30 protein-coding genes are annotated in these 25,469 nt (G+C 47.2%); all 30 read right to left on the minus strand.

Annotated elements, in window-relative coordinates:
- Positions 1-1,059, minus strand: coding sequence for a protein-glutamate methylesterase/protein-glutamine glutaminase (locus tag V7126_RS11445; protein ID WP_335497601.1), 1,059 nt, complete (start codon positions 1,057-1,059; stop codon positions 1-3).
- Complete coding sequence (locus tag V7126_RS11450; RefSeq protein ID WP_335497602.1) at positions 1,056-1,940, minus strand: MinD/ParA family protein; 885 nt, start codon at positions 1,938-1,940, stop codon at positions 1,056-1,058. The genes V7126_RS11445 and V7126_RS11450 overlap by 4 nt, the downstream gene beginning before the upstream one ends.
- Before the next feature lie 2 nt (positions 1,941-1,942).
- The gene (gene flhF / locus V7126_RS11455) at positions 1,943-3,055 is read right to left on the minus strand and encodes a flagellar biosynthesis protein FlhF (RefSeq protein ID WP_046128946.1); all 1,113 of its coding nucleotides are present in this window, start codon (positions 3,053-3,055) and stop codon (positions 1,943-1,945) included.
- Positions 3,052-5,088, minus strand: a complete 2,037-nt coding sequence (flhA, locus tag V7126_RS11460) for a flagellar biosynthesis protein FlhA (protein ID WP_046128947.1) — start codon at positions 5,086-5,088, stop codon at positions 3,052-3,054. The genes flhF and flhA overlap by 4 nt, the downstream gene beginning before the upstream one ends.
- Positions 5,089-5,118: 30 nt before the next feature.
- Positions 5,119-6,198 (minus strand): flagellar biosynthesis protein FlhB, encoded by a 1,080-nt coding sequence (flhB, locus tag V7126_RS11465; RefSeq protein ID WP_046128948.1) that lies wholly within the window; start codon positions 6,196-6,198, stop codon positions 5,119-5,121.
- On the minus strand, positions 6,195-6,974 hold the full coding sequence (fliR, locus tag V7126_RS11470; protein WP_046128949.1) for a flagellar biosynthetic protein FliR: 780 nt from the start codon (positions 6,972-6,974) through the stop codon (positions 6,195-6,197). Before fliR ends, flhB begins: the two co-directional genes overlap by 4 nt.
- A gap of 7 nt (positions 6,975-6,981) precedes the next feature.
- Entirely contained in the window at positions 6,982-7,251 is a 270-nt protein-coding gene (gene fliQ, locus V7126_RS11475) for a flagellar biosynthesis protein FliQ (protein WP_046128950.1), read from the minus strand.
- A gap of 14 nt (positions 7,252-7,265) precedes the next feature.
- Complete coding sequence (fliP, locus tag V7126_RS11480; protein ID WP_046128951.1) at positions 7,266-7,931, minus strand: flagellar type III secretion system pore protein FliP; 666 nt, start codon at positions 7,929-7,931, stop codon at positions 7,266-7,268.
- Positions 7,924-8,592: a flagella biosynthesis regulatory protein FliZ gene (gene fliZ / locus V7126_RS11485; RefSeq protein WP_046129017.1), complete on the minus strand. Its 669-nt coding sequence runs from the start codon at positions 8,590-8,592 to the stop codon at positions 7,924-7,926. The genes fliP and fliZ overlap by 8 nt, the downstream gene beginning before the upstream one ends.
- Before the next feature lie 15 nt (positions 8,593-8,607).
- Positions 8,608-8,970 carry a response regulator gene (locus V7126_RS11490; protein WP_003181796.1) on the minus strand — a complete coding sequence of 121 codons (363 nt, stop codon included), beginning with the start codon at positions 8,968-8,970 and terminating at the stop codon, positions 8,608-8,610.
- 28 nt (positions 8,971-8,998) lie between these two features.
- Entirely contained in the window at positions 8,999-10,126 is a 1,128-nt protein-coding gene (fliY, locus tag V7126_RS11495; protein WP_046128952.1) for a flagellar motor switch phosphatase FliY, read from the minus strand.
- Entirely contained in the window at positions 10,116-11,114 is a 999-nt protein-coding gene (gene fliM, locus V7126_RS11500; protein WP_046128953.1) for a flagellar motor switch protein FliM, read from the minus strand. The genes fliY and fliM overlap by 11 nt, the downstream gene beginning before the upstream one ends.
- Before the next feature lie 38 nt (positions 11,115-11,152).
- Complete coding sequence (gene fliL, locus V7126_RS11505) at positions 11,153-11,584, minus strand: flagellar basal body-associated protein FliL (protein ID WP_046128954.1); 432 nt, start codon at positions 11,582-11,584, stop codon at positions 11,153-11,155.
- On the minus strand, positions 11,581-11,796 hold the full coding sequence (locus V7126_RS11510) for a flagellar FlbD family protein (protein WP_335497603.1): 216 nt from the start codon (positions 11,794-11,796) through the stop codon (positions 11,581-11,583). Before V7126_RS11510 ends, fliL begins: the two co-directional genes overlap by 4 nt.
- 44 nt (positions 11,797-11,840) lie before the next feature.
- On the minus strand, positions 11,841-12,638 hold the full coding sequence (flgG, locus tag V7126_RS11515) for a flagellar basal body rod protein FlgG (RefSeq protein ID WP_335497604.1): 798 nt from the start codon (positions 12,636-12,638) through the stop codon (positions 11,841-11,843).
- Positions 12,639-12,666: 28 nt separating this feature from the next.
- Positions 12,667-13,104 carry a flagellar hook assembly protein FlgD gene (gene flgD / locus V7126_RS11520; protein ID WP_046128957.1) on the minus strand — a complete coding sequence of 146 codons (438 nt, stop codon included), beginning with the start codon at positions 13,102-13,104 and terminating at the stop codon, positions 12,667-12,669.
- Positions 13,104-14,480, minus strand: a complete 1,377-nt coding sequence (locus V7126_RS11525; protein WP_046128958.1) for a flagellar hook-length control protein FliK — start codon at positions 14,478-14,480, stop codon at positions 13,104-13,106. Before V7126_RS11525 ends, flgD begins: the two co-directional genes overlap by 1 nt.
- Positions 14,481-14,498: 18 nt before the next feature.
- On the minus strand, positions 14,499-15,092 hold the full coding sequence (locus tag V7126_RS11530) for a MotE family protein (protein ID WP_046128959.1): 594 nt from the start codon (positions 15,090-15,092) through the stop codon (positions 14,499-14,501).
- Positions 15,093-15,104: 12 nt separating this feature from the next.
- A complete protein-coding gene (gene fliJ, locus V7126_RS11535) occupies positions 15,105-15,548 on the minus strand; it encodes a flagellar export protein FliJ (RefSeq protein WP_046128960.1) in 444 nt (147 codons plus the stop codon).
- Between the two features lie 2 nt (positions 15,549-15,550).
- Positions 15,551-16,864: a flagellar protein export ATPase FliI gene (gene fliI / locus V7126_RS11540; protein ID WP_046128961.1), complete on the minus strand. Its 1,314-nt coding sequence runs from the start codon at positions 16,862-16,864 to the stop codon at positions 15,551-15,553.
- Entirely contained in the window at positions 16,864-17,631 is a 768-nt protein-coding gene (fliH, locus tag V7126_RS11545) for a flagellar assembly protein FliH (protein WP_052948478.1), read from the minus strand. Before fliH ends, fliI begins: the two co-directional genes overlap by 1 nt.
- Positions 17,615-18,631, minus strand: coding sequence for a flagellar motor switch protein FliG (gene fliG, locus V7126_RS11550; RefSeq protein WP_046128963.1), 1,017 nt, complete (start codon positions 18,629-18,631; stop codon positions 17,615-17,617). Before fliG ends, fliH begins: the two co-directional genes overlap by 17 nt.
- Before the next feature lie 13 nt (positions 18,632-18,644).
- Positions 18,645-20,246 carry a flagellar basal-body MS-ring/collar protein FliF gene (gene fliF, locus V7126_RS11555; RefSeq protein ID WP_046128964.1) on the minus strand — a complete coding sequence of 534 codons (1,602 nt, stop codon included), beginning with the start codon at positions 20,244-20,246 and terminating at the stop codon, positions 18,645-18,647.
- Between the two features lie 50 nt (positions 20,247-20,296).
- Positions 20,297-20,614: a flagellar hook-basal body complex protein FliE gene (gene fliE, locus V7126_RS11560; RefSeq protein WP_065894398.1), complete on the minus strand. Its 318-nt coding sequence runs from the start codon at positions 20,612-20,614 to the stop codon at positions 20,297-20,299.
- Positions 20,615-20,626: 12 nt separating this feature from the next.
- Positions 20,627-21,079, minus strand: a complete 453-nt coding sequence (gene flgC / locus V7126_RS11565) for a flagellar basal body rod protein FlgC (protein WP_046128966.1) — start codon at positions 21,077-21,079, stop codon at positions 20,627-20,629.
- Positions 21,079-21,468, minus strand: a complete 390-nt coding sequence (gene flgB, locus V7126_RS11570; protein ID WP_046128967.1) for a flagellar basal body rod protein FlgB — start codon at positions 21,466-21,468, stop codon at positions 21,079-21,081. Before flgB ends, flgC begins: the two co-directional genes overlap by 1 nt.
- A 341-nt stretch (positions 21,469-21,809) precedes the next feature.
- Positions 21,810-22,589, minus strand: a complete 780-nt coding sequence (gene codY, locus V7126_RS11575) for a GTP-sensing pleiotropic transcriptional regulator CodY (protein WP_006638180.1) — start codon at positions 22,587-22,589, stop codon at positions 21,810-21,812.
- Positions 22,590-22,626: 37 nt separating this feature from the next.
- Positions 22,627-24,030 carry an HslU--HslV peptidase ATPase subunit gene (gene hslU / locus V7126_RS11580; RefSeq protein WP_175076215.1) on the minus strand — a complete coding sequence of 468 codons (1,404 nt, stop codon included), beginning with the start codon at positions 24,028-24,030 and terminating at the stop codon, positions 22,627-22,629.
- A gap of 16 nt (positions 24,031-24,046) precedes the next feature.
- On the minus strand, positions 24,047-24,589 hold the full coding sequence (gene hslV, locus V7126_RS11585; RefSeq protein WP_048354622.1) for an ATP-dependent protease subunit HslV: 543 nt from the start codon (positions 24,587-24,589) through the stop codon (positions 24,047-24,049).
- Between the two features lie 13 nt (positions 24,590-24,602).
- On the minus strand, positions 24,603-25,469 hold an 867-nt coding region (xerC, locus tag V7126_RS11590), incomplete at its 5' end, for a tyrosine recombinase XerC (protein WP_335497605.1).

The raw sequence follows: 25,469 nt of genomic DNA on the forward strand, positions 1-25,469 counted from the left end.
TTATTTCGTATACGTCATAATAGCTGCAGCTATTTCGTCAACATGCTTAACATCATTTGCTAGTCCGTTGTTAATGACCGCTTTGGGCATCCCGAAGACGACGCAGGATTCTGCCGACTCGGCGATTACCGGACCCCGCGAATGTCTCAAGAGGCTTTTGACGCCTTCTGTTCCGTCCGATCCCATGCCCGTCATGATCACGGCGATTTTTTCAAAGCCTGTCAGCGTCGACAGCGAGTTGAACAGGTAGTCGACAGACGGTTTGTGGCGGCTGCCTGTGTCCCTGTCATCAAGCGAAATCACAAGTTCGCCGTTTGCAAGGTGCACCGTCATGTTTTTTCCGCCCGGCGCGATATAGACCCATCCGGCTTTTGCTCTCTCGCCGTGTTCAGCCTCCTTTACGGTTACTTCTGAGAGGTAGTTCAGCCTGTTTGCAAGTGAAGCCGTAAACCCCGCCGGCATATGCTGGACAACAAATACAGGCGCCTTCAGCGTACGGGGCAGCTTCGGCAGCACTCTTTGCAGCGCTTTCGGCCCCCCTGTCGATGTACCGATGCAGACCAGCTGTTTGGAAGCCCCGGAAGGAATGAACCGGCCGCCGCTTTTTGCAGCGGGTGTTTGAAGAGGCGCTGGGTGAGGCAAGAGGGCTGAGGCAGGATTTACTTTCGCCCGTCCGGCTGCCAAAACCTTTTCTATCAATTCTTCCCTTACTTTGTATAAATCGAATGAAATCGAGCCTGACGGCTTTCCGACAAAATCGACTGCACCGATCTCCAAACACTCGATGGTAATATCCGCTCCGCGCTGTGTCAGGCTTGATACCATGATGACCGGAAGGGACCTTTTGGCCATGATGTGTTTCAATGTTTCTTTTCCATCCATCACGGGCATTTCGATATCCAATGTGACCACATCCGGGCGGAGCTCCTCGATTTTTTGGAGGGCCTCCTCCCCGTTTCTTGCCGTTCCCGCTACAGCAATCTGTTGATTGGATGTTAAAAACTCGGTGATCATATTTCTCATAAAAGCAGAGTCATCAACGACAAGAACACGAATCATGTAGCATTACCCCTTCTGAAAAATGAAGATAATTTATCAATAAATGACCGGTTTCCTCCCGTCTTCACCGTGCCGCTTTCAAGCAGTGAGTCCGCCAAAAGATAAACCGCGCTGCTCAGCTTGGAGCGCGGATGTCTGATCAAAAACGGCTGCTGCTCGACGACTGCTTTTGACACTAGAGGATCTTCGGGAATCGGTCCGGCGTATTCCAATTTTTGCTGCAAAAATGCGTTCACCGTATTCGAGAGCCGCAAAAAAGCAGAAATTCCGTCTTTCTGGTTCATGCAGCGGTTGACGGCGACCTTCAGCCTGAGCTCCCGTCCGTTTAAAGTCAAATGCTTGATCGCACTGTATGCATCCATAATCGATGTCGGCTCAGGGGTGGTGACGACCAGAATTTCATCCGCTGAAAGGGCGAATGGCAGCTGGTCTTTTGACAGTCCCGCTCCCATGTCAAACACGACAAGGTCGAAATCATTGATGACAGTTGACAGTTCATTCAGAAAAAACGCCCATTTGTCTCTGCTTAATTCGAACATCGTGTTGAGCCCGGTTCCTCCGGAAATATACCGGATGCCTTTCGGGCCCGTTGACAAAGCGCGGTGAATCGGCATTTTGTGATTCAGCACGTCCACGACGGTATAAAGCGCCTGGCGGCCGATCAAGATGTCGATATTGCCCATTCCCACATCAAGATCGATGACAAGAACTTTTTTCCCTTTGTCGGATAATGCCAGCGCCGTATTAAGCGATATGTTCGATTTCCCGACGCCCCCTTTTCCGCTGACAACAGCCAGCGTTTTCGCTTTATTGCGATAGACGGCGGGCGTCCCGGCAAATCGCTCTTCCATTCGCTTTCTCAAGCTTTCTGCCTGATCCATGTTCAACACCCCGTAAGCAATTTGACAAAAGATGCATTTGATACAGAACGAATATCTTCGGGAACGTTCTGGCCGTTGGTAATATAGCCGAGGCCGATCCTCGATTCGGCAAGCAGATTCATGACGCTTCCGAGCGAGTCGGTTTCATCCACCTTCGTTAAAATGAGCTGATCGATCGGAATGCTTGAAAACTGCTTGACGAGCTCTTTCATATCTTCGTATTTGCTTGTGGCGGACAAAACGAGAAACGCCTGAATCCCCCGCTCAAACGGAATGATTTCCTTCAGTTCCCTGACATATTGCCCGTCTTTAAAATTGCGGCCCGCCGTATCGATAAACACATGATCGAAATCGGCGAATTTTTGCTGGGCCGTTTTAAATTCTTCTTTCGTATAGCACACTTCAAGCGGTGCATTTAACAGTTCGGCATACGTTTTCAATTGCTCAACCGCGGCGATCCGGTACGTGTCCGTTGTAATGAAGGCGATCTTCTTTTGCTTCTCAAGCACCGATGAGGCGGCAAGTTTGGCAAGCGTCGTCGTTTTGCCGACGCCGGTCGATCCAAAAAGGACGATATATTTCGAACGGATCGCCGCATTTTCTTCCGGATTTTCCGGAAGAAGCTCTGCTAAAATCTCGGTTACACGGCGAAGCGCTTTGTCATCCGTCCATTGTTCCCCCGCCTGGAAGGACGTGCTGAGCAGCCTGCTCAACGCTTTCGTCCGGATCGCTTGCGATACCCCTTGTTTCGCCAGGAGCCTGTCTGTTTGTTTTAAAGGCTCCGGCAGCACATCGGCAGGCTGTTCGTGCCGCGTTTCTAAAAGCGCCTTCAGCTCTTTCACCTGGCTTGCAAGCTCAAGCTGCACCGGGTTTTCCGGGAGGAAAGCGGGCTCGCGAAAAGCAGGCTGCACCTGCTGCTGCTTCGTTTTTCTCGTATCGGAAAAGTCCTGATCGACAACGGCGATCACTTCAACGCCCTGTTTTTTGACGAGTCCGAGGAAGCGCCTCATCTGAATCTTTTTGGAGTTTAAGATAACGGCGTCATTTCCAAGCTCGTGTCTAATTTGCTTTGTGGCTTCCTGCATCGAACCGGCTACAAATTTTTTGATTCTCATTGGATATCCACCACTCCGATACTTTGAACTTCTACGTTGGCCTCCAGTTCGTTATATGACAGAACCGGAAGATCAGGGAAATACCGCTCCAAAAGCTGTTTGACGTACATCCTGACCGGCGGTGAACAGAGGAGAATCGGCACTTCCTGCCTTAAGGAAAGCTGCTCGATTTCCCTTGCTACAGATTGAATGATATTGTCCGAGATTGACGGTTCAAGAGATAAATAGTTGCCGTGTTCGGTCTGCTGGATGCCTTCAGCTACCGCCTTCTCAACGCGTCCTGAGCAGGTCACGACCTTCAGCATCTCGTTTTCTTTTGCATACTGTGCGGTAATCTGCTTGGCGAGAGACTGCCGTGCATATTCGGTCAGCATGTCAGAATCCGTCGTCAGTTTTCCGTAGTCAGCCAATGTTTCAAAAATCGTCACCAGATTCCGGATGGATACTTTTTCTTTCAGAAGCTTAGCAAGCACTTTTTGAATGTCGCCGACAGACAGAGGATTCGGCGTCACCTCTTCGACGAGAACCGGATACGATTCTTTCAAATGGTCGATGAGCTGCTTTGTTTCCTGTCTGCCGAGCAGTTCGTGGGCATGCTTTTTCACCTGTTCCGTAATATGGGTTGAGACGACTGAAGCAGGATCGACGACCGTATATCCGAGCATTTCAGCCTGATCCTTTTGAGACTCTGGTATCCATTTAGCCGGAAGGCCAAAGGACGGTTCGACCGTGTCAATCCCCTCGATGTCATCGTCCTCACCCGTCGGGGACATCGCCAAATAGTGGTCAAGGAGAAGCTCGCCTTTCGCCACTTCATTTCCTTTGATTTTCAACCTGTACTCGTTCGGCTGCAGGGCAATGTTATCCCTGATTCTGACGACCGGAATGACGAGTCCGAGTTCGATCGCAAGCTGGCGCCTGATCATGACGATCCTGTCCAAAAGGTCTCCGCCTTGATTCGCATCAGCCAGGGGAATCAGCCCGTAGCCGAATTCAAATTCGATCGGATCGATATCAAGCAGGTGTATGACGCTTTCCGGGCTTTTCAGCTCATCGACTTCGGCTTCTTCCTCTAAAATATCTTCCACTTTCTCCTTCTCTTGACCGGCCTTAGAAAGCATGTAGGCGCCAAAAGCGAGGAGAAGGGCGAGCGGCCCTGTCAAAAGGAGTCCGATCGGCGTGAAAATCCCGAGCGCAAAAATCGTACCGGCTGTCACGTATAAAAGCTTCGGATAGGCAAACAGCTGGCCTGTAATATCCTGTCCGAGGTTGCCGTCCGAGGCGGCTCTCGTGACGACGATACCCGTTGCCGTCGAAATCAAAAGCGCGGGCAGCTGTGATACAATACCGTCCCCCACGGACAGCAGCGTGAAGTGGGATGCGGCTTCCTGAATGGTCATCTGTTTTTGCAGCATGCCGATGACGATGCCGCAAAGCACGTTGATCAGCACGATGATGATCCCTGCGATGGCGTCGCCTTTGACAAATTTGCTGGCACCGTCCATCGCCCCGTAGAAATCCGCTTCGCGCGCGACTTTTTCCCGGCGCGTCCTCGCTTCATGCTCAGTAATCATTCCGGCGTTCAGATCGGCATCAATGCTCATCTGTTTTCCCGGCATGGCGTCAAGCGTAAATCTCGCAGCGACTTCGGAAACCCGCTCAGCCCCTTTTGTAATGACGATAAACTGGATGATGATCAGAATAATAAAGACGACAAGACCGACTAACACATTGCCGCCGACGACGAATGATCCGAACGTCTCAACGACTTTGCCCGCGTCTCCGTTTGAAAGGATCGAGCGCGTCGTTGAAACGTTAAGCCCTAATCGGAACAGCGTCAGCAGCAGCAATAATGAAGGAAAAATCGAAAACTGCAGCGGTTCTTGCATGTTCATTGTGGTGAGAAGCACGATTAACGCAAGAGAAATATTCACGATAATTAAAACGCTCAACAACCATGGTGGAAAGGGTATGATAAGCATTGCCACAATGAGGACAACGCCTGATAAAACTGATAAATCTCTTGCTGACATGCTGTTTCTCTCCTTTTAAAACTGAAAAATTCATATTTTTTGCTTTGCTTTATACACATAAGCCAGGATTTCGGCTATGGCTTTGAAAAATTCTTCCGGTACGGCCTGTTCAATCTCAACCTGATCATAGAGCGCTCTTGCAAGCGGTCTGTTCTCAACCGTCATGACGTCATGCTCTTTTGCAATCTGTCTGATTTTCAGGGCCACCAGATCGACCCCTTTGGCCACGATAAACGGAGCATCCATTTTGTTTTCGTCGTATTTCAAGGCGACCGCATAATGGGTCGGGTTCGTAATGATGACGTCTGCCTTCGGAACCTCCTGCATCATGCGGCGCATCGCCATTTCTTTTTGCTTTTGCTTGATCTTGGATTTGATCAACGGGTCGCCCTCGGTCTTTTTGTATTCGTCTTTGATGTCCTGCTTTGACATCCGAATATTTTTTTCATAATCAAATTTCTGATAGAGGTAATCGAGCGCCGCAAGAAAAAGCAAGGCAACCGCTGCCGACACCCCCATCAAAAAGGAGAGCCAGCCGACATATGACAGAGCTTTTCCGGGGGTCAGCAATGGGGTCCTGAGAATTCCGCCGAAGTTTTGCCACAGGACTGTGAAGGTCACGCTTCCGACGACAACGATCTTTAAAATGGATTTTAATAGCTCAACGATCGCCCTGATGCTGTAAATCCGCTTGAACCCTTTCAGCGGATCCAGTTTAGCAAGATCGGGCTTGACCACCTCAGGCGCGAATAAAAATCCCACTTGCATGTAGTTGCTCAAAACCCCTGAAATGAGAGCCGCAAGCATGATCGGCGCCAAAATCATGCCGGCTTCCAGCGACAGATCCCGAAAAAGTACAGGGATATTGGTCTCCGTCACCTTCATCATGAGCAGATCGTGGTAAAACCTTTCGATGAGACCGAGCAGATGATCCCTCATATACGATCCGAAAAACAGCAGGGACAAAAAGACGATAAACAGCGTAACTGCGGTATTGACGTCCGCGCTTTTGGCAACCTGTCCTTTTTTTCTTGTCTCCCGCCGTTTTTTCGGCGTTGCTTTTTCCGTTTTTTCACCTGAAAAAAATTGCAAATCCAACGTCAGCTTCATCGTGCCACCCCAAGCAAAGTTAGTAGATCTCTCATCGTCCTGACGGCGAATTCGAACACGTTTTGCATCATGCTGAACATAACCGCCATACAGATGATAAGCATGATAAAGGTGACCGCGATTTTCAGCGGAAGACCGACGACAAAGACGTTCAGCTGAGGCACCGTCCTCGCCACGATGCCGAGCGCCAAATCAACCAAAAACAAGCTCGCAACAACGGGTGCAGATAATTGAAAAGCCGTAATGAACATCGTATTGAAGCTTTTCGCGATGAACTCGGCAAACTGCGCGTTTCCAAACGACAGCCCGAGATGGTCAACCGGAATGTACTGATAGCTGTAGTAGATGCCATCGAGCAATAAATGGTGCGCATTCAGGCTCAGCATCAAAAGCAGCGCCATCGTGTATAAAAATTGACCGACTAGCGGGCTTTGCGCCCCCGTTTGGGGATCGATGATGTTTGCCACCGCGAATCCCATCTGAAAGTCGATAAACGATCCGGCAATCTGAACCGCTGACAGCATCATGTAGGCGATGAGCCCCAGAAGAAGCCCGACAAGCGCCTCCTTCATGACAAGCAGCATGTAAAAGCCGTCAACATCAAGGTGGGGAGGCTTTTCGATCGTGCTGAAACTGACAAGCGCAAGAAAAAATGCAAAACCTATTTTATGAATAGCTGGAACTGTCCGATAAGAAAATAGAGGGACCGTTACATAAAATGCCGTGATCCTGACAAACACAAGTAAAAAGGCTGGAATTAATTCAATCATTGACATGTTCAAGCTACCCTGCAAAACGATTTAAATTCGAGAACAGCTCGGTTGCAAAAGACAAAATCGTCGACAGCATCCACGGCCCGAAGATGACGAGTCCCACCAAAACGGCGACAATTTTCGGTATGAATGCAAGAGTCTGTTCCTGTATTTGGGTCGTTGCCTGAAAAACGCTGACGATCAGCCCCACCAGAAGAGCGAGCGCAAGCAGCGGCCCGCTGACGAGCAACGTTACGTACACCGCTCTTTCGGCAATCGATATAACAAATTCCGAACTCATTTTCAGCACCTACTCTAAAAGCTTTCCAGCAAAGATTTAACGATTAAATACCAGCCGTCTACAAGGACAAAAAGCAAAATTTTAAACGGCAGTGAGATCATGACCGGAGGAAGCATCATCATCCCCATCGACATCAAAACACTCGCCACTACCATATCGATAATTAAAAACGGAATAAAAATCATAAATCCCATTTGAAATGCGGTTTTTAATTCCGAGATGATGAACGCGGGCACCATTGTTGAAAGCGGAATGTCATCAATGGAGTCGGGCGTTTTCATCTTCGCGTAATTCATAAACAGCGCCAGATCCTTCTGTCTCGTGTGCTTGCTCATGAATTTCTTGATCGGAGCCTCGGCTTTTGTGTAGGCCTCGTCCAAGCTGATTTTGTTATCCATTAACGGGGTCAGGGCATCTTTGTTAACCTCTGAAAATGTCGGTCCCATAATGAAAAAGGTTAAAAATAATGCGAGTCCGATCAGCACCTGGTTTGGCGGCATCGACTGCGTTGCCAGAGATGTCCGGACAAAAGACAAAACAATGACGATCCTTGTAAAGCACGTCATCATGATCAAAATCCCCGGAGCGATCGAAAACACGGTTAACAGCAGCAGGAGTTTGACGCTGGCGCTGACATTTGCCGCATCGCTTGAATTAAATAAATTGATAAATTCATTCATGTTGATTTTGGCCTTTCTTTCTGCCTTTTGCATGGTTTTGTTTAAGTTCTGCAAGCTGCGCTTTTAACGATTCAGAAAACGAAGGCAGCCCGCCTCGTTTTTGCGCGCCCGGACCTTTGACTTGATCCACCCATTTTTGCCATTCGATCTTGCTGTTCATTGCAGCCTCATGCTGAGCGAGAATTTCTTTTACATCCTGTTCGTCATCGATCTCCTTCAGGAGCTGAATGTTTTCGCCGACACCGACGACAAGCACCCTGTTCCCCACTTTCACCAGCTGTACGGACCTGTTTTGGCCGAGCGGCGCACCGCCGATGTTTTCAACGTACTGAAACGGTTTTAACAGCCGGTTTCGTTTATTCATGAATTTGACCAACGCGTAGATGAGAAAAATCACAAACAGCAAGGCGCCGATCATTTTGACAAAATCAAATATGGAAACGGAAGGAGACGGTGTCTCCGTCCCTTCCTTAAGAGATTTGCTGCTGCTTGTTTTCTCCGTCTTGTCTTTTTCATTTTTCTGACTGTCTTTGCCGGCCCCTTTATCGAACAGCTGATCAACCGTCTTGTCGCCGGATTCCTCAGCATGGGCGGGGGCGGTGTGCAAAGCGAGTAAAAGAGTGAGACAAATGCCGGCTATGAAAATAAGAGATTTTTTCAACAACTTGTACACCCTTTAGCTCAGCGTTTTATTGATCGCTTCCATTACGCGGTCAGCCTGGAACGGCTTGACGATAAAATCTTTTGCTCCGGCCTGGATCGCGTCAATAACCATGGATTGCTGTCCCATTGCAGAACACATAATGATTTTCGCCTGCGGGTCGATTTCTTTGATTTCTTTCAGAGCGGTAATTCCGTCTTTTTCCGGCATGGTGATGTCCATTGTCACCAAATCCGGTGAATGCTCTTTATATTTTTCAACTGCCTGCGCTCCGTCTTGAGCTTCGGCGACCACTTCAAATCCGTTTTTCACCAAAATATCCTTGATCATCATTCTCATAAATGCTGCATCATCAACTACTAAAATCTTGTAAGCCATTGTTTATCTCTCCTTCATCAATCTGTTGTTATCGTAATTTGCTGATTCGTTCAGCCTGGCTTAAAATGTCTGTTACCCTGACGCCGAAGTTTTCGTCGATGACGACGACCTCGCCCTTTGCGACAACCCGCTGGTTGACGAGGATGTCGACGGGTTCACCGGCCAATTTGTCAAGCTCGACGATACTGCCTGTCGACAGCTCCAGCACCTCTTTGACGCTGCGGCTTGTCCTGCCGAGCTCAACCGTCACGGATAAAGGAATGTCCATGAGCATGTCGAGATTGTTCATAGAGGTGCGGCCTTCAGGCTGCGGATCAAACGACGCAAACTCGGCCGGCGTGACTTGTACGGGCTCGGAAACCTTTGCCGTTCCTTGCCTTTTAGGGGCAGGCTCTTGTTTAGGAGCCGCGCTTTGCGGAGCGGCGGCAGGCGCCGGCTGTACCGGAGCAGAAGGTTGTTCATCAGCCTGTACCGGTTCATCTGCAACCTGCGGCTTTGTTAATTCATCTATCAATTCTTTCGCAAACGTAAGCGGGTAAAGCTGCATGATATGGGAATCTATCAGCTCTCCGACTTTCAATCTGAAAGATACTTTAACGAGCGGGTCTTCCTTCGGGATCTGGTCTGTCCCTTCCCCTTCATTCACGTCAAGAAGATCTACCTCAGGCGGTGAGATGTCGATCTTCTTGCTGAAGACGGTCGACATGGAAGTCGCTGCTGATCCCATCATTTGGTTCATGGCTTCCTGAACGGCGCTCAAATGAATTTCGCTGAGCGATGGATCTGCATTTGTTCCGTCTCCCCCCATCATCAGGTCGGCGATGATCGCCGCGTCTTCCTGCTTGATGACCAGAAGGTTGTTGCCTGATAAGCCTTCCGTATAGCTCACGCCGATCGATACATAAGGATGAGGGAATTCCTCGTTTAAATGGCTCTTTTCAATAACCGAAACGGTCGGTGTTGTAATATCTACTTTCTGGTTTAACAATGTGGACAAAGCTGTTGCAGAGCTCCCAAAGGAAATGTTTCCGATTTCCCCGATCGTATCCTGTTCCATCGGGGACAGTCCTGATTCCGGCTGCTCCCCGTTATTGTCATCGCCGCCCGTCAGCAGCGCATCAATTTCATCCTGTGATAACCTATTGTTATTCTCCATATTCTTCACCTCTTATGTCGTGATCTAGAATTTGAATCGCAGTTTTTCGATTCATGCGGCCGGCTTGTCCTAGAAATTTCGGTTTATCTCCGACCAAAACAGTAAGAGGTTCTGCTACTGATTTGTCCAAGGTGATACAATCGCCAATTTCTAATTGTAAAAACTCTTCAATTGTGAGTTCCGATTTTCCGAGTTCTGCGACAATCGGAATTCGGGCCGTCATAATCCGCTTTTCGATTGACTTTGTTTCCTCCGGTTTTGGCTCAATTCTGTCAGATTGCATCCAATAATGGACGGAAAGCTTAGGAATAATCGGTTCGAGAACGACGTGCGGGATGCACAGATTGATGACCCCGCTGATATCCCCTATTTGCGTGTTCAATGAAATGACGACGACCGTCTCATTAGGAGAAACCATTTGCACAAACTGCGGATTCACTTCAAAATCGGACATTTCCGGCTCGATTTCCGCGATGGATTCCCAAGCGTCTTTATAGTTCGCAAGACTGCTTTCAAATAGATTGGACATGATTTTCGTCTCAATTTCCGTCATGCTGTCAATTTTGTTATGACTCGTTCCGATCCCGCCCATGACTCTGTCCATCATCGCATAGGCGATGGTCGGATTGATCTCCATCATGATCCTCCCTTCAAGAGGATGAACCTCAAACAGATTGAGGATCGTCATATTCGGAATGGATCTGATGAATTCCTCATACGGAACCTGGTCAACCGAGCTCACCGAAATTTGGATATACGTTCTCAGCTGTGCTGAAAAATAGGTTGTTAACAGCCTCGCAAAATTATCGTGAATCCTTGTTAAACTGCGGATCTGGTCTTTTGAAAAGCGGAGCGCCCGTTTAAAATCGTAAACTTTTACTTTTTTTACGGTCTCCTCTTTTTTCAGCTCATCGGCATCCATTTCTCCGGTCGATATCGCTGAAAGCAATGCATCAATTTCATTTTGGGAGAGAACTTCTCCTGCCATCTTCTTTTTCACCTCCGTGGTCCTGTCAAATATGTTTCCTACTGCAGATTAAAGGAGGTAATGTATACTTTTTTGACTTTGCCCTCTTTCATATACTCTGAGTTCAGCTTATCTTTGAGCTGCTTTTTAAAGGCTTCTCTTCCCTTTTCTCCATCCATTTGTTCAGCCGTCATATTTCCGAGCAGGGAAATGACCGTATCTTTGATTTGGAAATCGCGTTTTTCAAGCTCTTCCTTCGCTTTTTTTGAATCGGTTTCAAGCTTGATCGAAAGGCGGACGTAGTTGTCTGATTTCAGGTTTGTCGTGATCTCATCAATTGCGACTGAAGACTCGACAACCTCGTCAATCGTCGGTTCCTTTTTTGCAACCTTTTCGCTTGCATTTCCTTTAATGACAAAGAAAGCAGCCGTCCCCAGTGCGGCGATCGCCAACAAAATGATCATCATGATTGCTAGAAGTTTTTTATTCATTCTGATTCCTCAATTCTTTGATCACAAGAAAGTATGTTGATTTTTTGATAGAATGACACGATGCTTTCTACAACTGTATCCTCGTCTTCTTTGACAACAAATTTTTTTCCGTTTGACAGCGTGACCGTCGTGTCTGGGAAACATTCGATTTGTTCGATTAATAATGCGTTCAGAACAAAGGGTTGTCCGTTTAATCGCGTAACCTTGATCATCGTTTCACAGAAGGCGCCTTATCTAAAGGCGCCCGCCTTCCTCCTTATCGCTTCAGATTGACGAGCTCCTGAAGGATTTCGTCAGAGGTTGTAATGATTTTCGCATTGGACTGGAAGCCGCGCTGCGCAATGATCATTTCGGAGAATTCTTCCGAAAGGTCGACGTTTGACATTTCAAGCGCACCTGTTTGCAATGCTCCTGCTGATCCTTCGCCAGGTGCGACGATCTGCGGAGTCCCTGAGCTTAATGATTCGCGGTAAAGGTTGTCACCAGTTTTGGTTAAACCCGCCGCATTGCTGAACGTCGCAAGTGAGATCTGTCCGACTTTTACGCTGTTGTTCGTATTCTTATCTACGTATGACACCGTTCCGTCAGGTCCAATTGAGTAGCTTTTCGCATTATCCATCGGAATTTGAATTTTCTGATCGTCAGCCTGTAAGACAAACAGTCCGTCTGCTGTTGTTAAATAGCCTTGATCAGACAACTGGAAGTTTCCGTATCTTGTATAGCTGACTTCGTTCCCCGTGCCGACCCGGAAGTAGCCGTCGCCGGTGATCGCGATGTCTAAGTCTCTTCCTGTTGTCCCAGTCGAAGAAGGTGAATGAACGGTATCAATGGAGGCGATCGTTGAACCGAGCCCGACTTGCTTGCCGTTTACTGATCCCTTGTTGGCAGTTGAGGCAGACGCCCCTGAAATCTGCTGGCTGACGATGTCTTTAAAGGTGACCCTGCTTTTCTTAAATCCGGCAGTATTGACGTTTGAGATGTTGTTTGCGACGACATCAAGCTTCGTCTGAAAGTTTTTCATTCCGCTGATTCCTGAATAAAGTGAACGTAACATATACTATTCCTCCCAGTATTCTTTGTTTTTATTTGCTAGCTTCGCCGACCGCGGTCACATTCCATGGGCTCACTTCATTACCGTTGTCGAGAACGAGCTTATATTGGCCGTCTGAGCTTTTCACTGATTTGACGAGCGCCGTTTTTTCTTCATGATTGTCGCCTTCGTATGTGACTTCTTTACCAATCCAGCTGACGTACATTGACATCGGATCTTGGAGGCCGACGAACGTTGACATCGTCGAATTTAAATTCGTCATTTGCTCAAGGCTTGAAAAAGTTGCCATCTGTGCGATGAATTCGCGGTCCTCCATCGGATTTAAAGGATCCTGGTGTTGCAGCTGTGTTACCAGCAGCTTCAAAAAGTCATCCTTTCCTAAGTCGGAGCCTTTTGATTTCGCCGTCTTTGTCGAACTTGCATTCAAAGCCGTCGTTTCGGTTCTTGCGGCAGCTGTTGTTCCAGACATTAGATCTCCTCCTCGTAATCGTGGGTTCGGCTTTCGATGAGCTCTTCTAAAAATTCATGGAAGTCTTCGCCTTCCTGTTCGCTTCGGCTGTCCTGCTTCGGCTGCTGGTGTCTTCCTTGATCATCGGCCGGCTGGCCGAACTGCTGCTGATCTCCGGTTTGCAGCGGAACGCTGAAGCGGTCGATCTGTACCGACATGCTCGGAAGCGCCTGTTTGAGCTGAGCGAGATTGTGTTCCAAAAGCTCTTTCGCCGACTGTGTCGAAGCGATGATTTTGCTCGAGAACATGCCGTGCTGTTTGATCAGTTTCACGGTGATAAATCCCAGATTTTCAGGATTGAGCCGAATCGTAAAGCTGCCTGTCGATTTCCCGAACGGCGTATACTTCATCTGCTTCCATGAGCCGAGAATCTGATCCGTAAATCCCTTTGACTGCGAGGGTGCCGGATCACCGGCTGGTGCAGCCTGGCTCACCTTGAGCAGAAATGATTCTGATTTCTGCTGAACACCTAAGCTTTGCTGGTGGAAAGGCGCCGGTTTTTCATCCGCTTTCGGCTGATCGTCTTTCGGGAGTACGAAAAAAGGTTTGCCTGTAACCTGTACATCCGTTTTTTTGCCAAGAAGAAAGGCCTTCAGTTCGCTTTCAGCCATCTTCCATTCCTTTTGTCCCGTGTCCGCGGTGTTTTTCATCATCTGGTCGATGACGCTCTTAAAGCTTTTCAGCTCAGCCTTTGACATCGATAACAGTTTTGACTGGTCAGGATCTTTTGTAAATATTTGACGCTTCAGCTCATCAATGAGCTCGGGCGCGGCTCCCTTATTCTTCAGCATCTCGAGAAATTCGGGCCCTTTTTCCAAAATGTACGAGATTTGTGCCGATTTTTCGAGCGGCTGCTGTTCATAAACGAGCGTGTATAAAAGGTGCTGGATCGCTGCAAGGGCGTCTCTGTCAGATCCAAGGCCTTTTGTCTCACCCCTGTCTGACTCATCAGTCGGTTCAGATGGATTCATGTCTTCCAGATCAGCGGCCGGCGCAGCGCTCTGCTGCAGCAACGCTGCGATTTTCTTCAGGAGTTCTTCGGCTAATGACACCGTCTCCTGATCTTTCGCCCCCTGGCCGATGAGCGCCTCAAGAGCTTTGAGCAGCTTATCATCCGACTCGCCTGCTGACGTTCCCGACAGCAAATCCTTGATTTTTTGCAAAAGTTCATTCAGGTTGTCCGCATGTTGCGGCATGCCCTGAGCGTTTCCGCTGAACGAGAGGTTTTCTTTTTGCAGCACGCTCTGAAACAGCGTTCCTGCTGACGTTTTCCCATTTTTCCCCGACGTTTGCGCCGGCGGCGCTCCGTCAAAAGAGATCATATCCAGGAGCTTCAACTTTTTCCCCCCTCTTATTTATTTTTTTAGTTTTGACAGCTGTTCCGTTATTGCAGCGGCTTTGTCAGGCGCCATTTTGGCAAGGATTTCGCTGATCTTCTGCTTGTTTAATTCATTCAGAATCTTGACAGCTTCTTTTTCATTGAGCTGGCTCAAAATTTTGGCGGCTTTGCCGCTGTCCATGCTTTGGTAAATTTTCACGACTTTTTGCGCCTGCTCGTCGCTGTCCCCTTTGCTGCCTGCTTTGTCCTTGCTGTCTTTTTTGGCGTCTTTTTCGAGTTTTTCGAACGAGCGGACTTTTTGATTCAGCCTTTGAATCTCTTCATCGCTTGTCTTAAGATCGCTTGTCAAGTTTTCGATTTTCGTTTTTTGTTCTTTGATCGTTTTTTGAAGCTCTTCGGTTTGGCTGTTATCACTCCTGCTCGCTGTAGCCGCTTTTTCTTTATCGTCCGGTACGAGCTCTTTGACGAATGGAATATGTGAGGCAACATCTTTAATGCCTACACCGGAAAGCCACAATCCGACACAGACAATAATGGCTAAGAAGATGAACGGAATGACAATCAAAAACAAAAACGTCTGAAATTTACCGGTTTTTTTTTCTTCACTCATCGTGTTCTGCTCCTAATTTCCATGAGTCATAAATTGGGTGATGGATATATCATCCATCTCTTTCATTTCGTTTGCTTTGTTTCGTATTAAGAACATTTCAAGCTGTTTTTCCTTCATTTTTTCAAACTTTCTGAGCTCGATATTTTTTTCCGTCAAGTCATGCTGTTTTTCGTTCATTTCGTTTCTTTTCATGATAACCAGTTTTTGATAGTGGTGAATCGTGTTTTCAAGATTGGTGACGAACTGCTGATAATGTCTCATTTCCTGAACGCTCATGCCCGACTGCAGCTTGATTTCCTTGTTTTTTTCGAGCGTTTCTTTTTTGTTCATGCTTTCATACAGCTTTTCTGCAACCTTTTCAAATTCGGAAACCGAGTGCTGATATTCAGCGAATGATTGGTCTTTTTCATTTTCCTTAAGCTCCAAAAGCTTTTGAAATTTAAATGAATAGGCCATTCTTATTCCTCTCTTCCTGTAAGACTCTTTAAGAAGGAAATGCTGTCTTCCATTGATGCGGTCTCATCTACTTCCTGTTTGAGGAAGCTGATCAGCTTTGGATGAAACTGTATCGCCTCATCGATTTCTCTCGAAGATCCTTTTTTATATGCGCCTATGTTGATTAAATCCTCTGAGTTTTGATAGGTTGATAACAGTTCCCTGAAGCGGTTTGCCGCCTTGATATGGTCTTTTTCAGAAATGTTTCCCATAACCCTGCTGATGCTTTTTAAAATATTGACCGCCGGAAACTGGCCTTTATTCGCCAGATGTCTGTCAAGGACGATATGCCCGTCCAAAATCCCCCTTACCGTATCGGCGATCGGTTCGTTCATATCGTCGCCGTCTACAAGAACCGTATAGAACGCGGTGATCGAGCCGCTTTCATTGGTTCCTGTTCGTTCTAAGAGCCTGGGTAAAATAGCGAACACTGAAGGTGTATAACCTTTCGTCGTCGGCGGTTCTCCCGCCGCCAGCCCGATTTCCCTCTGGGCCATGGCGACCCTTGTCACCGAATCCATCATAAACATGACGTTTTGGCCCTTGTCCCGAAAGTACTCGGCAATTGCCGTCGCCGTATAGGCCGCTTTCAGCCTCATCAAAGCCGGCTGGTCAGATGTTGCGACAACGACGATCGAACGCTTTAATCCTTCTTTTCCAAGGTCTTTTTCGATGAATTCGCGCACTTCGCGCCCGCGCTCGCCGACAAGGGCGATGATGTTCAGATCTGCTGCAGTTTGCCTTGCGATCATTCCCATCAGCGTGCTTTTCCCGACGCCGCTGCCCGCGAAGATGCCGACACGCTGCCCTTTTCCGACGGTTAAAAGGCTGTCAATCGATCTGACTCCAACTTCCATTTTTTCTCTGATTGGCGGCCGTTTCATCGGATTTGGCGGGGCCTGCTCCGTCGAAACCGGAGTCAAGCCTTTCGGCAGCATGCTGCCGTCGAGCGGATTTCCAAACGCATCGACAACCTGGCCGATCAAGCCGGCGCCCACCTTGATCCTCAATGATTCGCCCGTCGCTTCGACGATGCTGCCCGGGGCGATATTTGACGCCTCAAGGTACGGCATCAGAAGGATATTTTGGTCTTTGAAGCCGACGACTTCCGCTTTAATAACCTTCCGGCTGTCTCCTTTTGTATAAATTTTGCAGACATCACCGATCGAGCTTTCCGGCCCTTTCGATTCAATCATTAATCCGACGGCCTGTTTTACTTTTCCATAGCGTTTATAAGAATCGGCTGTTTCAATACACTCCAGAAGCTGATCCAACATCACCGGCTTTCACCCGCCGTTTCAAGCGCATCGAGCAGCTTTTGTTTGAGCTGCTGCAATTGGGTGTCGATGCCGGCGTCGATTCTTCCAAACGCCGTTTCGATATAGCAGGTGCCTTTTGCCGCTTTTTCATCTGCGTAGATCGCAATGTGTGCACCGTATTGAAGCATCTCTTCAAGCTCATTTTTATGACTCTGAACCTCTATGTAATATTCCGGGTCCACATAAATGGAAATCTCGTCAAACTCCTTCATTTCAGACAGCACCTGTTTGACAAGGACGATGAAAGCTTCTTTGTCATCAGGCTTTTGATTCCATACTTTTTTCGCCAGGGAAACGGCAAGCGTAATGATGTCTTCGGCAGATTGCTCGATTTTTTGCTCATAATCCTGCCTTGCTGCCCTGACGATGGCGTTTGCACCTTCCAAATAGGATTGATAAGATTTTTCCGCCTCAGCCTTCCCCAGTTCAAAGCCTGCCTCATAACCTTCTTTTTTCGCCTGTTCGATCAGGGCTTCGCGCTCTGCTTCCCAGCCTTTTCTTTCCTGTTCGATTTGCCGGCGGATCTGTTCGAGTTCGACATTCGCCTTTTCGTGAATTTCCTTTGCTTGTTGCTGCGCCTTGTCAATAAGAAGCTCGGGGCTTTCTTCGGCAGCCAGATCGGCCGTCGTTTCAGGAAGCTTAATTTCTTTTAAAGAAATCTTTCGCTTTTTTTGATCGGGAACGGATGATAATCGCTGTTTAATGATATTAGACAATGATATCATCCCCTCCGCCTCTGGCGATTACGATTTCACCCGCTTCTTCCAGTCTCCGGATGACGCTTACGATTCTGGATTGAGCCTCTTCAACATCGCGCAGACGGACAGGTCCCATGAATTCCATTTCCTCTTTGAACGTTTCAGCCATACGCTGTGACATATTGCTGAAGACGATGTCTTTGACCTCTTCGCTCGCGACCTTCAAGGACAGAAGCAGATCGTCGTTTTCGACATCGCGGATAACCCTTTGAATGGCCCGGTTGTCAAGCGTAACGATATCTTCGAAGACGAACATCCTCTTCTTAATTTCGTCAGCAAGCTCAGGATCCTGAATTTCCAGGGAATCAAGAATCGTTTTTTCCGTTCCCCTGTCAACTCCGTTTAATACTTCCACAACCGCTTCTATGCCGCCGGTCTGCGTGTAATCCTGAGTGAAGGTCGATGAAAGCTTCTGCTCCAAAATCTGCTCCACTTCGTTGATGATTTCCGGTGATGTCCGGTCCATGACGGCGATCCGCCTTGCGACCTCAGCCTGCACGTCCTGATTCAGTTCCGACAGGATCTGTCCGGACTGCACAGGATCAAGGTAGGATAAGATCAAAGCGATCGTCTGCGGATGCTCGTGCTGAATAAAGTTCAGAATTTGTTCAGGATCAGCTTTTCTGGCAAAATCAAACGGCCTGACCTGCAAGGATGATGTGAGCCTGTTGATAATGCTTGACGCCTTTTCTTCGCCAAGCGCCTTATCCAGGACTTGTTTCGCGTAATGGATACCGCCTTGGGAAATGTACTCCTGGGCGATGGCCGTTTCATGAAATTCCTGAATAATTTCGTCTTTTTTCTGTGGCGAAACAGATCTGACATTTGATATTTCAAGCGTCAGCCTTTCAATTTCTTCGTCGGTTAAATGTTTGTAAACGGACGCTGACACATCAAGCCCTAAGGATATCATGAGGATGGCCGCTTTTTGCTTGCCTGTAAGCTTGTCTTGTTTCATTTTTGCCATTTCAAAACTCCTCCTAATCCTCGGTCAGCCAGCTGCGTAGTAATTTTGCGAATTCTTCCGGTTTGTCTTTCGCCATTTTTTCAAGCTGTTTTCGTCTGACGGTTTCTTCAGTCTCTTTTTCGTTGTTAACATCCGCAACTCTTATCGGTTCCTGAGGCGTTTCATACCATTCCTCTTCATATTCCTCGTCGTCATTTTTGCGTCTTCTTACAAGCCAGAAAATCAAACCGATCAGCGCGATCAAGACCGCTCCGCCTGCAATATAAACCCAAAGCGGAATGCCGCCGGTATCCTTTGCCGTATCAACCGTTGTTTTTCCATCGAACTGTTCGACGGATACGACGATTTTATTTTGAAGGTCTTCGTCTGACAGGTTATTATTCTCTGATTTGTCAATCGATGTCCGGACGATTGTAGAAAGAATGTTTTTAATATCGTCCTGCCGTTCCTGCGTCAGAGAAGCCGGATTTTTAGGATCAGGCGGTTCAACTAAAACTTGAATGCCTAAATCTCTGACTTTATAAGGGCTTTCTGCGATTTCTTTATGAATCTTGTTAACTTCGTAATTGAGACGGTCTTCGCTTTTTTCGTAATTTCCGTTATTATTGCCGTCTTCAGTTTCGGCATAGTTGGTGACGTCTTTGTCACCTGTGCCGTTGACTCCGCCCGCATTAGCCCCGTCACCAGAGTACGTTTCGCTGATTTTTTCCGAGCTTACGACGATGCCTGCCATGTTTTCCTTGTCTACAGGCTCAACAAGGTCTTCTTTTCTTTTTTCCTGCGTAAAGTCGATGTCTGTCGTAACAGATACCGCGACTTTATCCTGGCCCATCATCGTGCCGAGCAAGCTTTGAACCTGTCTTTGAAGATCTTTTTCGATCTGCGTCTTGATCTCGCGCTGCGATGCATATGTATCTCCAGCCGTACCTCCGGCGCCCTCGCTGTTTTGATCATAGTAATTCGAATTTTGATCCATGATGACGATGTTTTTCGGATCAAGATTCGGCACGCTTTTAGAAACCAGATGATAAAGGCCGTTGATCTGGCCTTTGTCCAGCGTATAGCCCGGCTTGATCTGCAGAACGATCGACGCGGAAGCTTCCGGTTTTTCTTCTCCGATAAAAACGGAATCCTTCGGCATGTTGATCATTACTTTTGCATCCTTGATCCCATCCATGCCTTTGATTAAGTTTGAAAGTTCCGTCTGCGTCGCCTCGGCTTTTAATACGTCAAACTCATTGTCCGTCATTCCGAAGCTGGCGTTTTGGCTGAAGAATGAATAATCAATGCTTCCGCTTTTCGGCAGCCCCTGGGCGGCCAGTTCGACTTTCAGCGAATCGACCTGCTCTTCAGGAACCTTGATGACGGTACCGTTATCCGCCAGTTCGGAAGAGACGCCCTTTTCATCAAGCACTTGTTTAATCTGTCCTGCCTCTTCAGCAGACAGGTCTTTGTAGAGAGGAACCATCTTCTCTGATGAAGCAAAAATGGCGATGATGATGGTAAGGATGACGGCTGCTGCAAAGCCGCCGATCATTAATATTTTTTGCAGCTTCGATCTTTTATTCCAAAAATCAGTTATTTTTGTTTTGATTTGCGTTAAAGTACGATTCATCTTACTCCCCCGGTAGTTACACTAATTCTCTTCGCTTTCAGACTCCTTTCCTACATTTGCATTCTCATGATTTCCTGATAAGCTTCCACCGCTTTGTTGCGGAATTCTGTCGCTGCTGTTAAGGTCACGTTTGCTTTTTGAGCCGCGATCATGACTTCGTCAAGATTGACATCCTGACCGAGTGCCAGCGCGTTTGTCAGTTTATCAGATTCATTTTGAGATTGATTCAGAGCATTGATAGAATCTTTCAGCACATTTGAAAAGCTGGTTTGGTTTGCGGAACCTGCCTGACTGTTGTTGATCTGATTTGTTGCGTCTGTTCCCGCCTGCGCGACTTGGACCTGGAACGGAGAGATTCCGTTGATCATAAGTTCATCACCCTACTTTCCGATTTCTAATGCTTTCATGAGCATTCCTTTTGTTGCATTCATTGCTGTGACATTTGCTTCATAAGATCTCGTGCTGCTCATCAAGTCGACCATTTCCTTCAGGGGATCGACATTCGGCATTTGTACATAGCCGTCTTCATTTGCGTCAGGGTGTGTCGGATCATAAACAAGCTTAAAGGGCGTTTCATCTTCACTGATTTTTGTTACTTTGACCCCTTCACCGATTCTGCTTGATGCATTCATCGATGACTCCAGAACGGATGAGAAGGACTCGCCTTTCGGAGCAGTTGATACAAGCTTCCGCCTGTAGGGCTGCCATTCTCCATTCACCTTCTTGGCTCTTGTTGTATCCATGTTCGCAAGGTTGGAAGAAACGGTGTCCATTCGGACACGCTGAGCAGTTAAGGCAGAAGCCGAGATGTTGATGCTACCAAATACCCCCATCATTTACCTCCCGTAATCGCTGTTTTCAGCGAGTTGAATTTTCCGCTGATTCTTTCAACTAGTGCTTGGTACTGAATTTGGTTTTCAGCCATTTCGCTCATTTCCTGATCAATGTCCACGTTGTTTCTATTCTGCTGGTATGATGTTTGTTTGCTCGACACGATTGAATAATTCGAATCACTTCCTTTAAAGTCAATATGTCTATAGTCTGTTTTTGTTGCATCTATCCGGGAGGACTCCTCATTCAGCATATTTTTAAAGGATACTTTTTTCGCCTTGTAGTTCGGTGTATCTACATTGGCGATATTGTTGGATATGACTTTTTGCTTAACATTCGCTCGTTGCAAGGCTCCTTCAAGTGTTTGAATCGTTCCTGAAAATATATCCACCGCCAAATACCTCCAATCTTTTTCCATCTGTCTTAAAATCTTGTCGAGAATTGTAAAAACCATAAGCCTATTGTAAGAAATAATAGGCTTAAAGTCTATGATCTGACAGCAAAAAAAAATCGTAATATATATCTATTTTACTGATAGGTATTTTGACCTAGATTGTAAGAACTATGTTTTTCAAATGAAATGGAGCTCACCAAAAAATATATCAGAATATTTTTTAGCGAGCTCACAAGTCTGATAATATTGAGTTTATCGTTTCAAAAAATTACAATAATATAATTTATAAAGGTTGACAAAAAAAGGCTGCAGAACAAAATGTTCTGCAGCCTTTTTGATTAATGAGACTTTAGTTTTTCAAGCTCCATCAGGAACTTGTTGTTCAGCACTTTAATGTATGTGCCTTTCATCCCTAATGAGCGGGACTCAATAACGCCTGCGCTTTCGAGTTTTCTCAGCGCATTTACGATAACCGAGCGCGTAATGCCGACGCGGTCTGCAATTTTACTTGCAACGAGCAGGCCTTCGTTCCCATCGAGCTCCTCGAAGATATGTTCAATCGCTTCAAGCTCGCTGTAAGATAATGAACTGATCGCCATTTGAACGACAGCCTTGCTGCGGGCTTCCTCTTCGATTTCTTCGGCTTTCTCTCTGAGAATCTCCATTCCGACGACAGTTGCGCCATATTCGGCAAGGATCAGATCATCATCTTCAAATTTTTCCTGAAGACGGGAAAGAATCAATGTTCCGAGTCTTTCACCTCCGCCGATGATCGGTACGATCGTTGTCAACCCTGCTTGGAAAAGATCGCGGTTTTCGACAGGGAACGCCGTGTATTCGCTGTTAATGTCGAGGTTTGATGATGTTTCCGGAATGTTGAACAGGCTTTTTGTGTAATCCTCAGGGAACTGGCGTTCTTCAAGCATTTTTTTCATCCGGTCGTTTTCGATCTGCTGGTTGATAGAGAAGCCGAGAAGTTTTCCTCTGCGGCTGACGACGAAAATGTTCGAATCAATTACATCGCGAAGCGTTTCGGCCATTTCTTTGAAATTAACCGGCTTCCCTGCCGCATTTTGCAGCATTGCATTAATCTTTCTTGTTTTTTGTAATAAAGCCATAATAAATGATCCTCCTAAATTACTCGTATTTAATTGTTTATAAAATAAACTGGCTTAAATCCTTATTCTTGGCGATCGAACCTAGCTTTTCTTCGACATACTGCGGCGTGATAACCACTTGTTCCATCATCACGTCCGGAGCCTCAAATGACAGTTCCTCCAATAGCCGTTCCAAAATCGTATGGAGTCTCCGCGCTCCGATATTATCTGTGTCCTGGTTCACGTGATAAGCCACTTCTGCAATCTTACGAATAGCATCGTCAGAAAATTCAAGAGATATACCTTCAGTCTTTAATAAAGCTTTATACTGTTTCAGAAGCGCGTTATCAGGTTCGGTCAAAATTTTGACAAAATCATCGATGCTCAGCTTTTTCAGCTCGACGCGGATCGGAAAACGTCCCTGAAGCTCAGGGATCAAATCAGACGGCTTTGCCATATGGAATGCACCCGCCGCAATGAACAGCACGTGGTCTGTTTTGACCGCTCCGTACTTCGTCATGACGGTCGAGCCTTCAACGATCGGCAAAATATCGCGCTGTACGCCTTCCCTTGACACATCCGCCGAAGAGGAAGCTCCGCTTTTTTTGGCGATTTTGTCGATTTCATCAATGAAGATGATCCCTGATTGTTCGGCTCTTGCCACCGCTTCCTGAGCCGCTTCGTCCATATCGATAAGCTTGGCGGCCTCTTCGTTCGTCAGCACCTTTCTGGCTTCCCTGACGGTGAGCTTGCGGCGCTTTTTCCTTTTCGGCATCAGACTGCTGAGGGCATCCTGCATGTTCATGCCCATCTGTTCCATGCCTGAGCCTTGGAGCATATCAAACATCGAAGGCTGCTGCTCTTCAACCTCGACTGTGACGTAATGGTCCTCAAGTTCGCCGAGAGCGAGCTGATGCGCAATACGCTTCCGTTTGTTTTCGATATCTGATTCTTCCTGCTTTTCCGCTTCGTCGTTTTGCTGATCCTGATTTCCGCCAAACAGCATTTCAAAAGGATTTTTGGCTCCTCCCTGTTTTTTTCTTCCGGGAACAAGCAGGCGCACGAGCCGTTTATTCGCGTTTTCCTCGGCGATGCCTTTGACTTCATTCATTTTTTCCTCTTTGACTAGGCGTACGGATGTTTCGACAAGATCCCTGACCATTGACTCAACATCACGGCCGACATAGCCGACCTCCGTGAATTTCGTCGCTTCGACTTTAACGAACGGCGCGCCTACGAGCTTGGCAATCCGCCTTGCAATTTCGGTTTTTCCTACTCCTGTCGGGCCCATCATCAAAATGTTCTTCGGAACGATTTCTTCGCGCAGCTTTTCATCAAGAAGACTTCTTCTGTAGCGGTTTCTCAAAGCGACGGCGACCGCTTTTTTCGCGTCGAGCTGGCCGATGATGTACTGGTCAAGCCGTTCAACAATCTGTCTCGGCGTCAGCGGCTTTTTTTCCATATGCCTCATATCCTTTCTATTCAAGTTCTTCTACAATGATCTGATCGTTCGTATACACACAGATTTCGCCCGCAGTTTCGAGTGATGCCTTTGCAATCTCTTTTGCGGTCAGGCCTGAGGCATGGCGTTTCAGAGCCCGGCCTGCGGCAAGGGCATAGTTCCCGCCTGAGCCGATCGCAAGGATGCCGTCATCCGGTTCGATTACTTCCCCCGTTCCGGAAACGAGCAGAAGGCTGTCGGCATTCATCACGATCAGCATCGCTTCAAGCTTTCTGAGAATTTTATCGCTTCGCCACTCCTTCGCAAGCTCCACAGCCGCCCGCTGGAGATTGCCGTTGTATTCCTCAAGCTTCGCCTCAAACATTTCAAAAAGAGTGAAAGCGTCTGCAACAGAACCCGCAAAACCCGCGAGCACTTTTCCGTTAAACAGCTTCCTTACCTTTCTTGCCGTATGCTTCATGACGACAGCCTGACCGAACGTGACCTGGCCGTCACCCGCCATGGCGCATTTTCCGTTATGCCGGATGGCAAATATCGTTGTTGCATGAAAAGATGACATAAAAGAACCTCCTTTATTTCCCTTTTTGAGCACGGGGGTGGTGAGACATATACGTCTTTCTGAGCATGTCTTTCGATACATGTGTATACACCTGGGTGGAAGAAAGATTTGAATGTCCCAAAAGCTCCTGTACGCTCCGCAAATCGGCCCCCTCATTTAATAAATGGGTGGCAAACGTGTGGCGAAGCATATGCGGATGTATATGTAACGTACCCGAAGTCTTCTTGACCAGCTCATCCAAAATATAGCGGACCCCCCTTGAAGTTAAGGGGCCCCCCCTCTGATTTAAAAAGACAAAAGGGCTGGGCTCCTTTGCTTTTGCAAGGAGGACGCGCCTTCCATTTTGAAAATATAGATCCAAAGCCTCGCGGGCATAGGAACCGAATGGAATATACCTTTGCTTTTTTCCTTTCCCGTGAACCAATACCGTCTCCAAAAACAGATCGACTTCGGATTCCTTTAAGCTGCAAAGTTCGCTCACCCGCATGCCTGTGGCATAAAGAAGTTCCAGCAGCGCTTGGTTTCTTTGGCCAAGCGGCGTGTCCAAATCAGATATACGAAACAGTCCTTCAAGCTCCTTTTCATACAAAAACTTCGGAATTCTTTTGTCCTGTTTCGGAAGACTGACGAGCAGAAACGGGTTTTCTTTAACCAATTTTTCCCTTAATAAAAATTTATAGAAGCTTCGCAGAGCGGAAATTTTCTTGCTGATCGTTCTGCGTGTGAGCCCTTTTTCATGAGCCTCCGTCAAAAAAATCCTTACATCTGGATAGGTGACGTCTTCAAAGCCCTTTATTCCCTGAACTTTTAAAAAGGATTCAAATTCCTCTATGGAAGAAATATAACCCACAATTGTATATTTTGAATAATTCTTTTCTAT

This window comes from Bacillus sp. JJ675 (assembly GCF_036963165.1).
In the GTDB taxonomy this organism is placed as follows: Bacteria; Bacillota; Bacilli; order Bacillales; family Bacillaceae; genus Bacillus; species Bacillus glycinifermentans.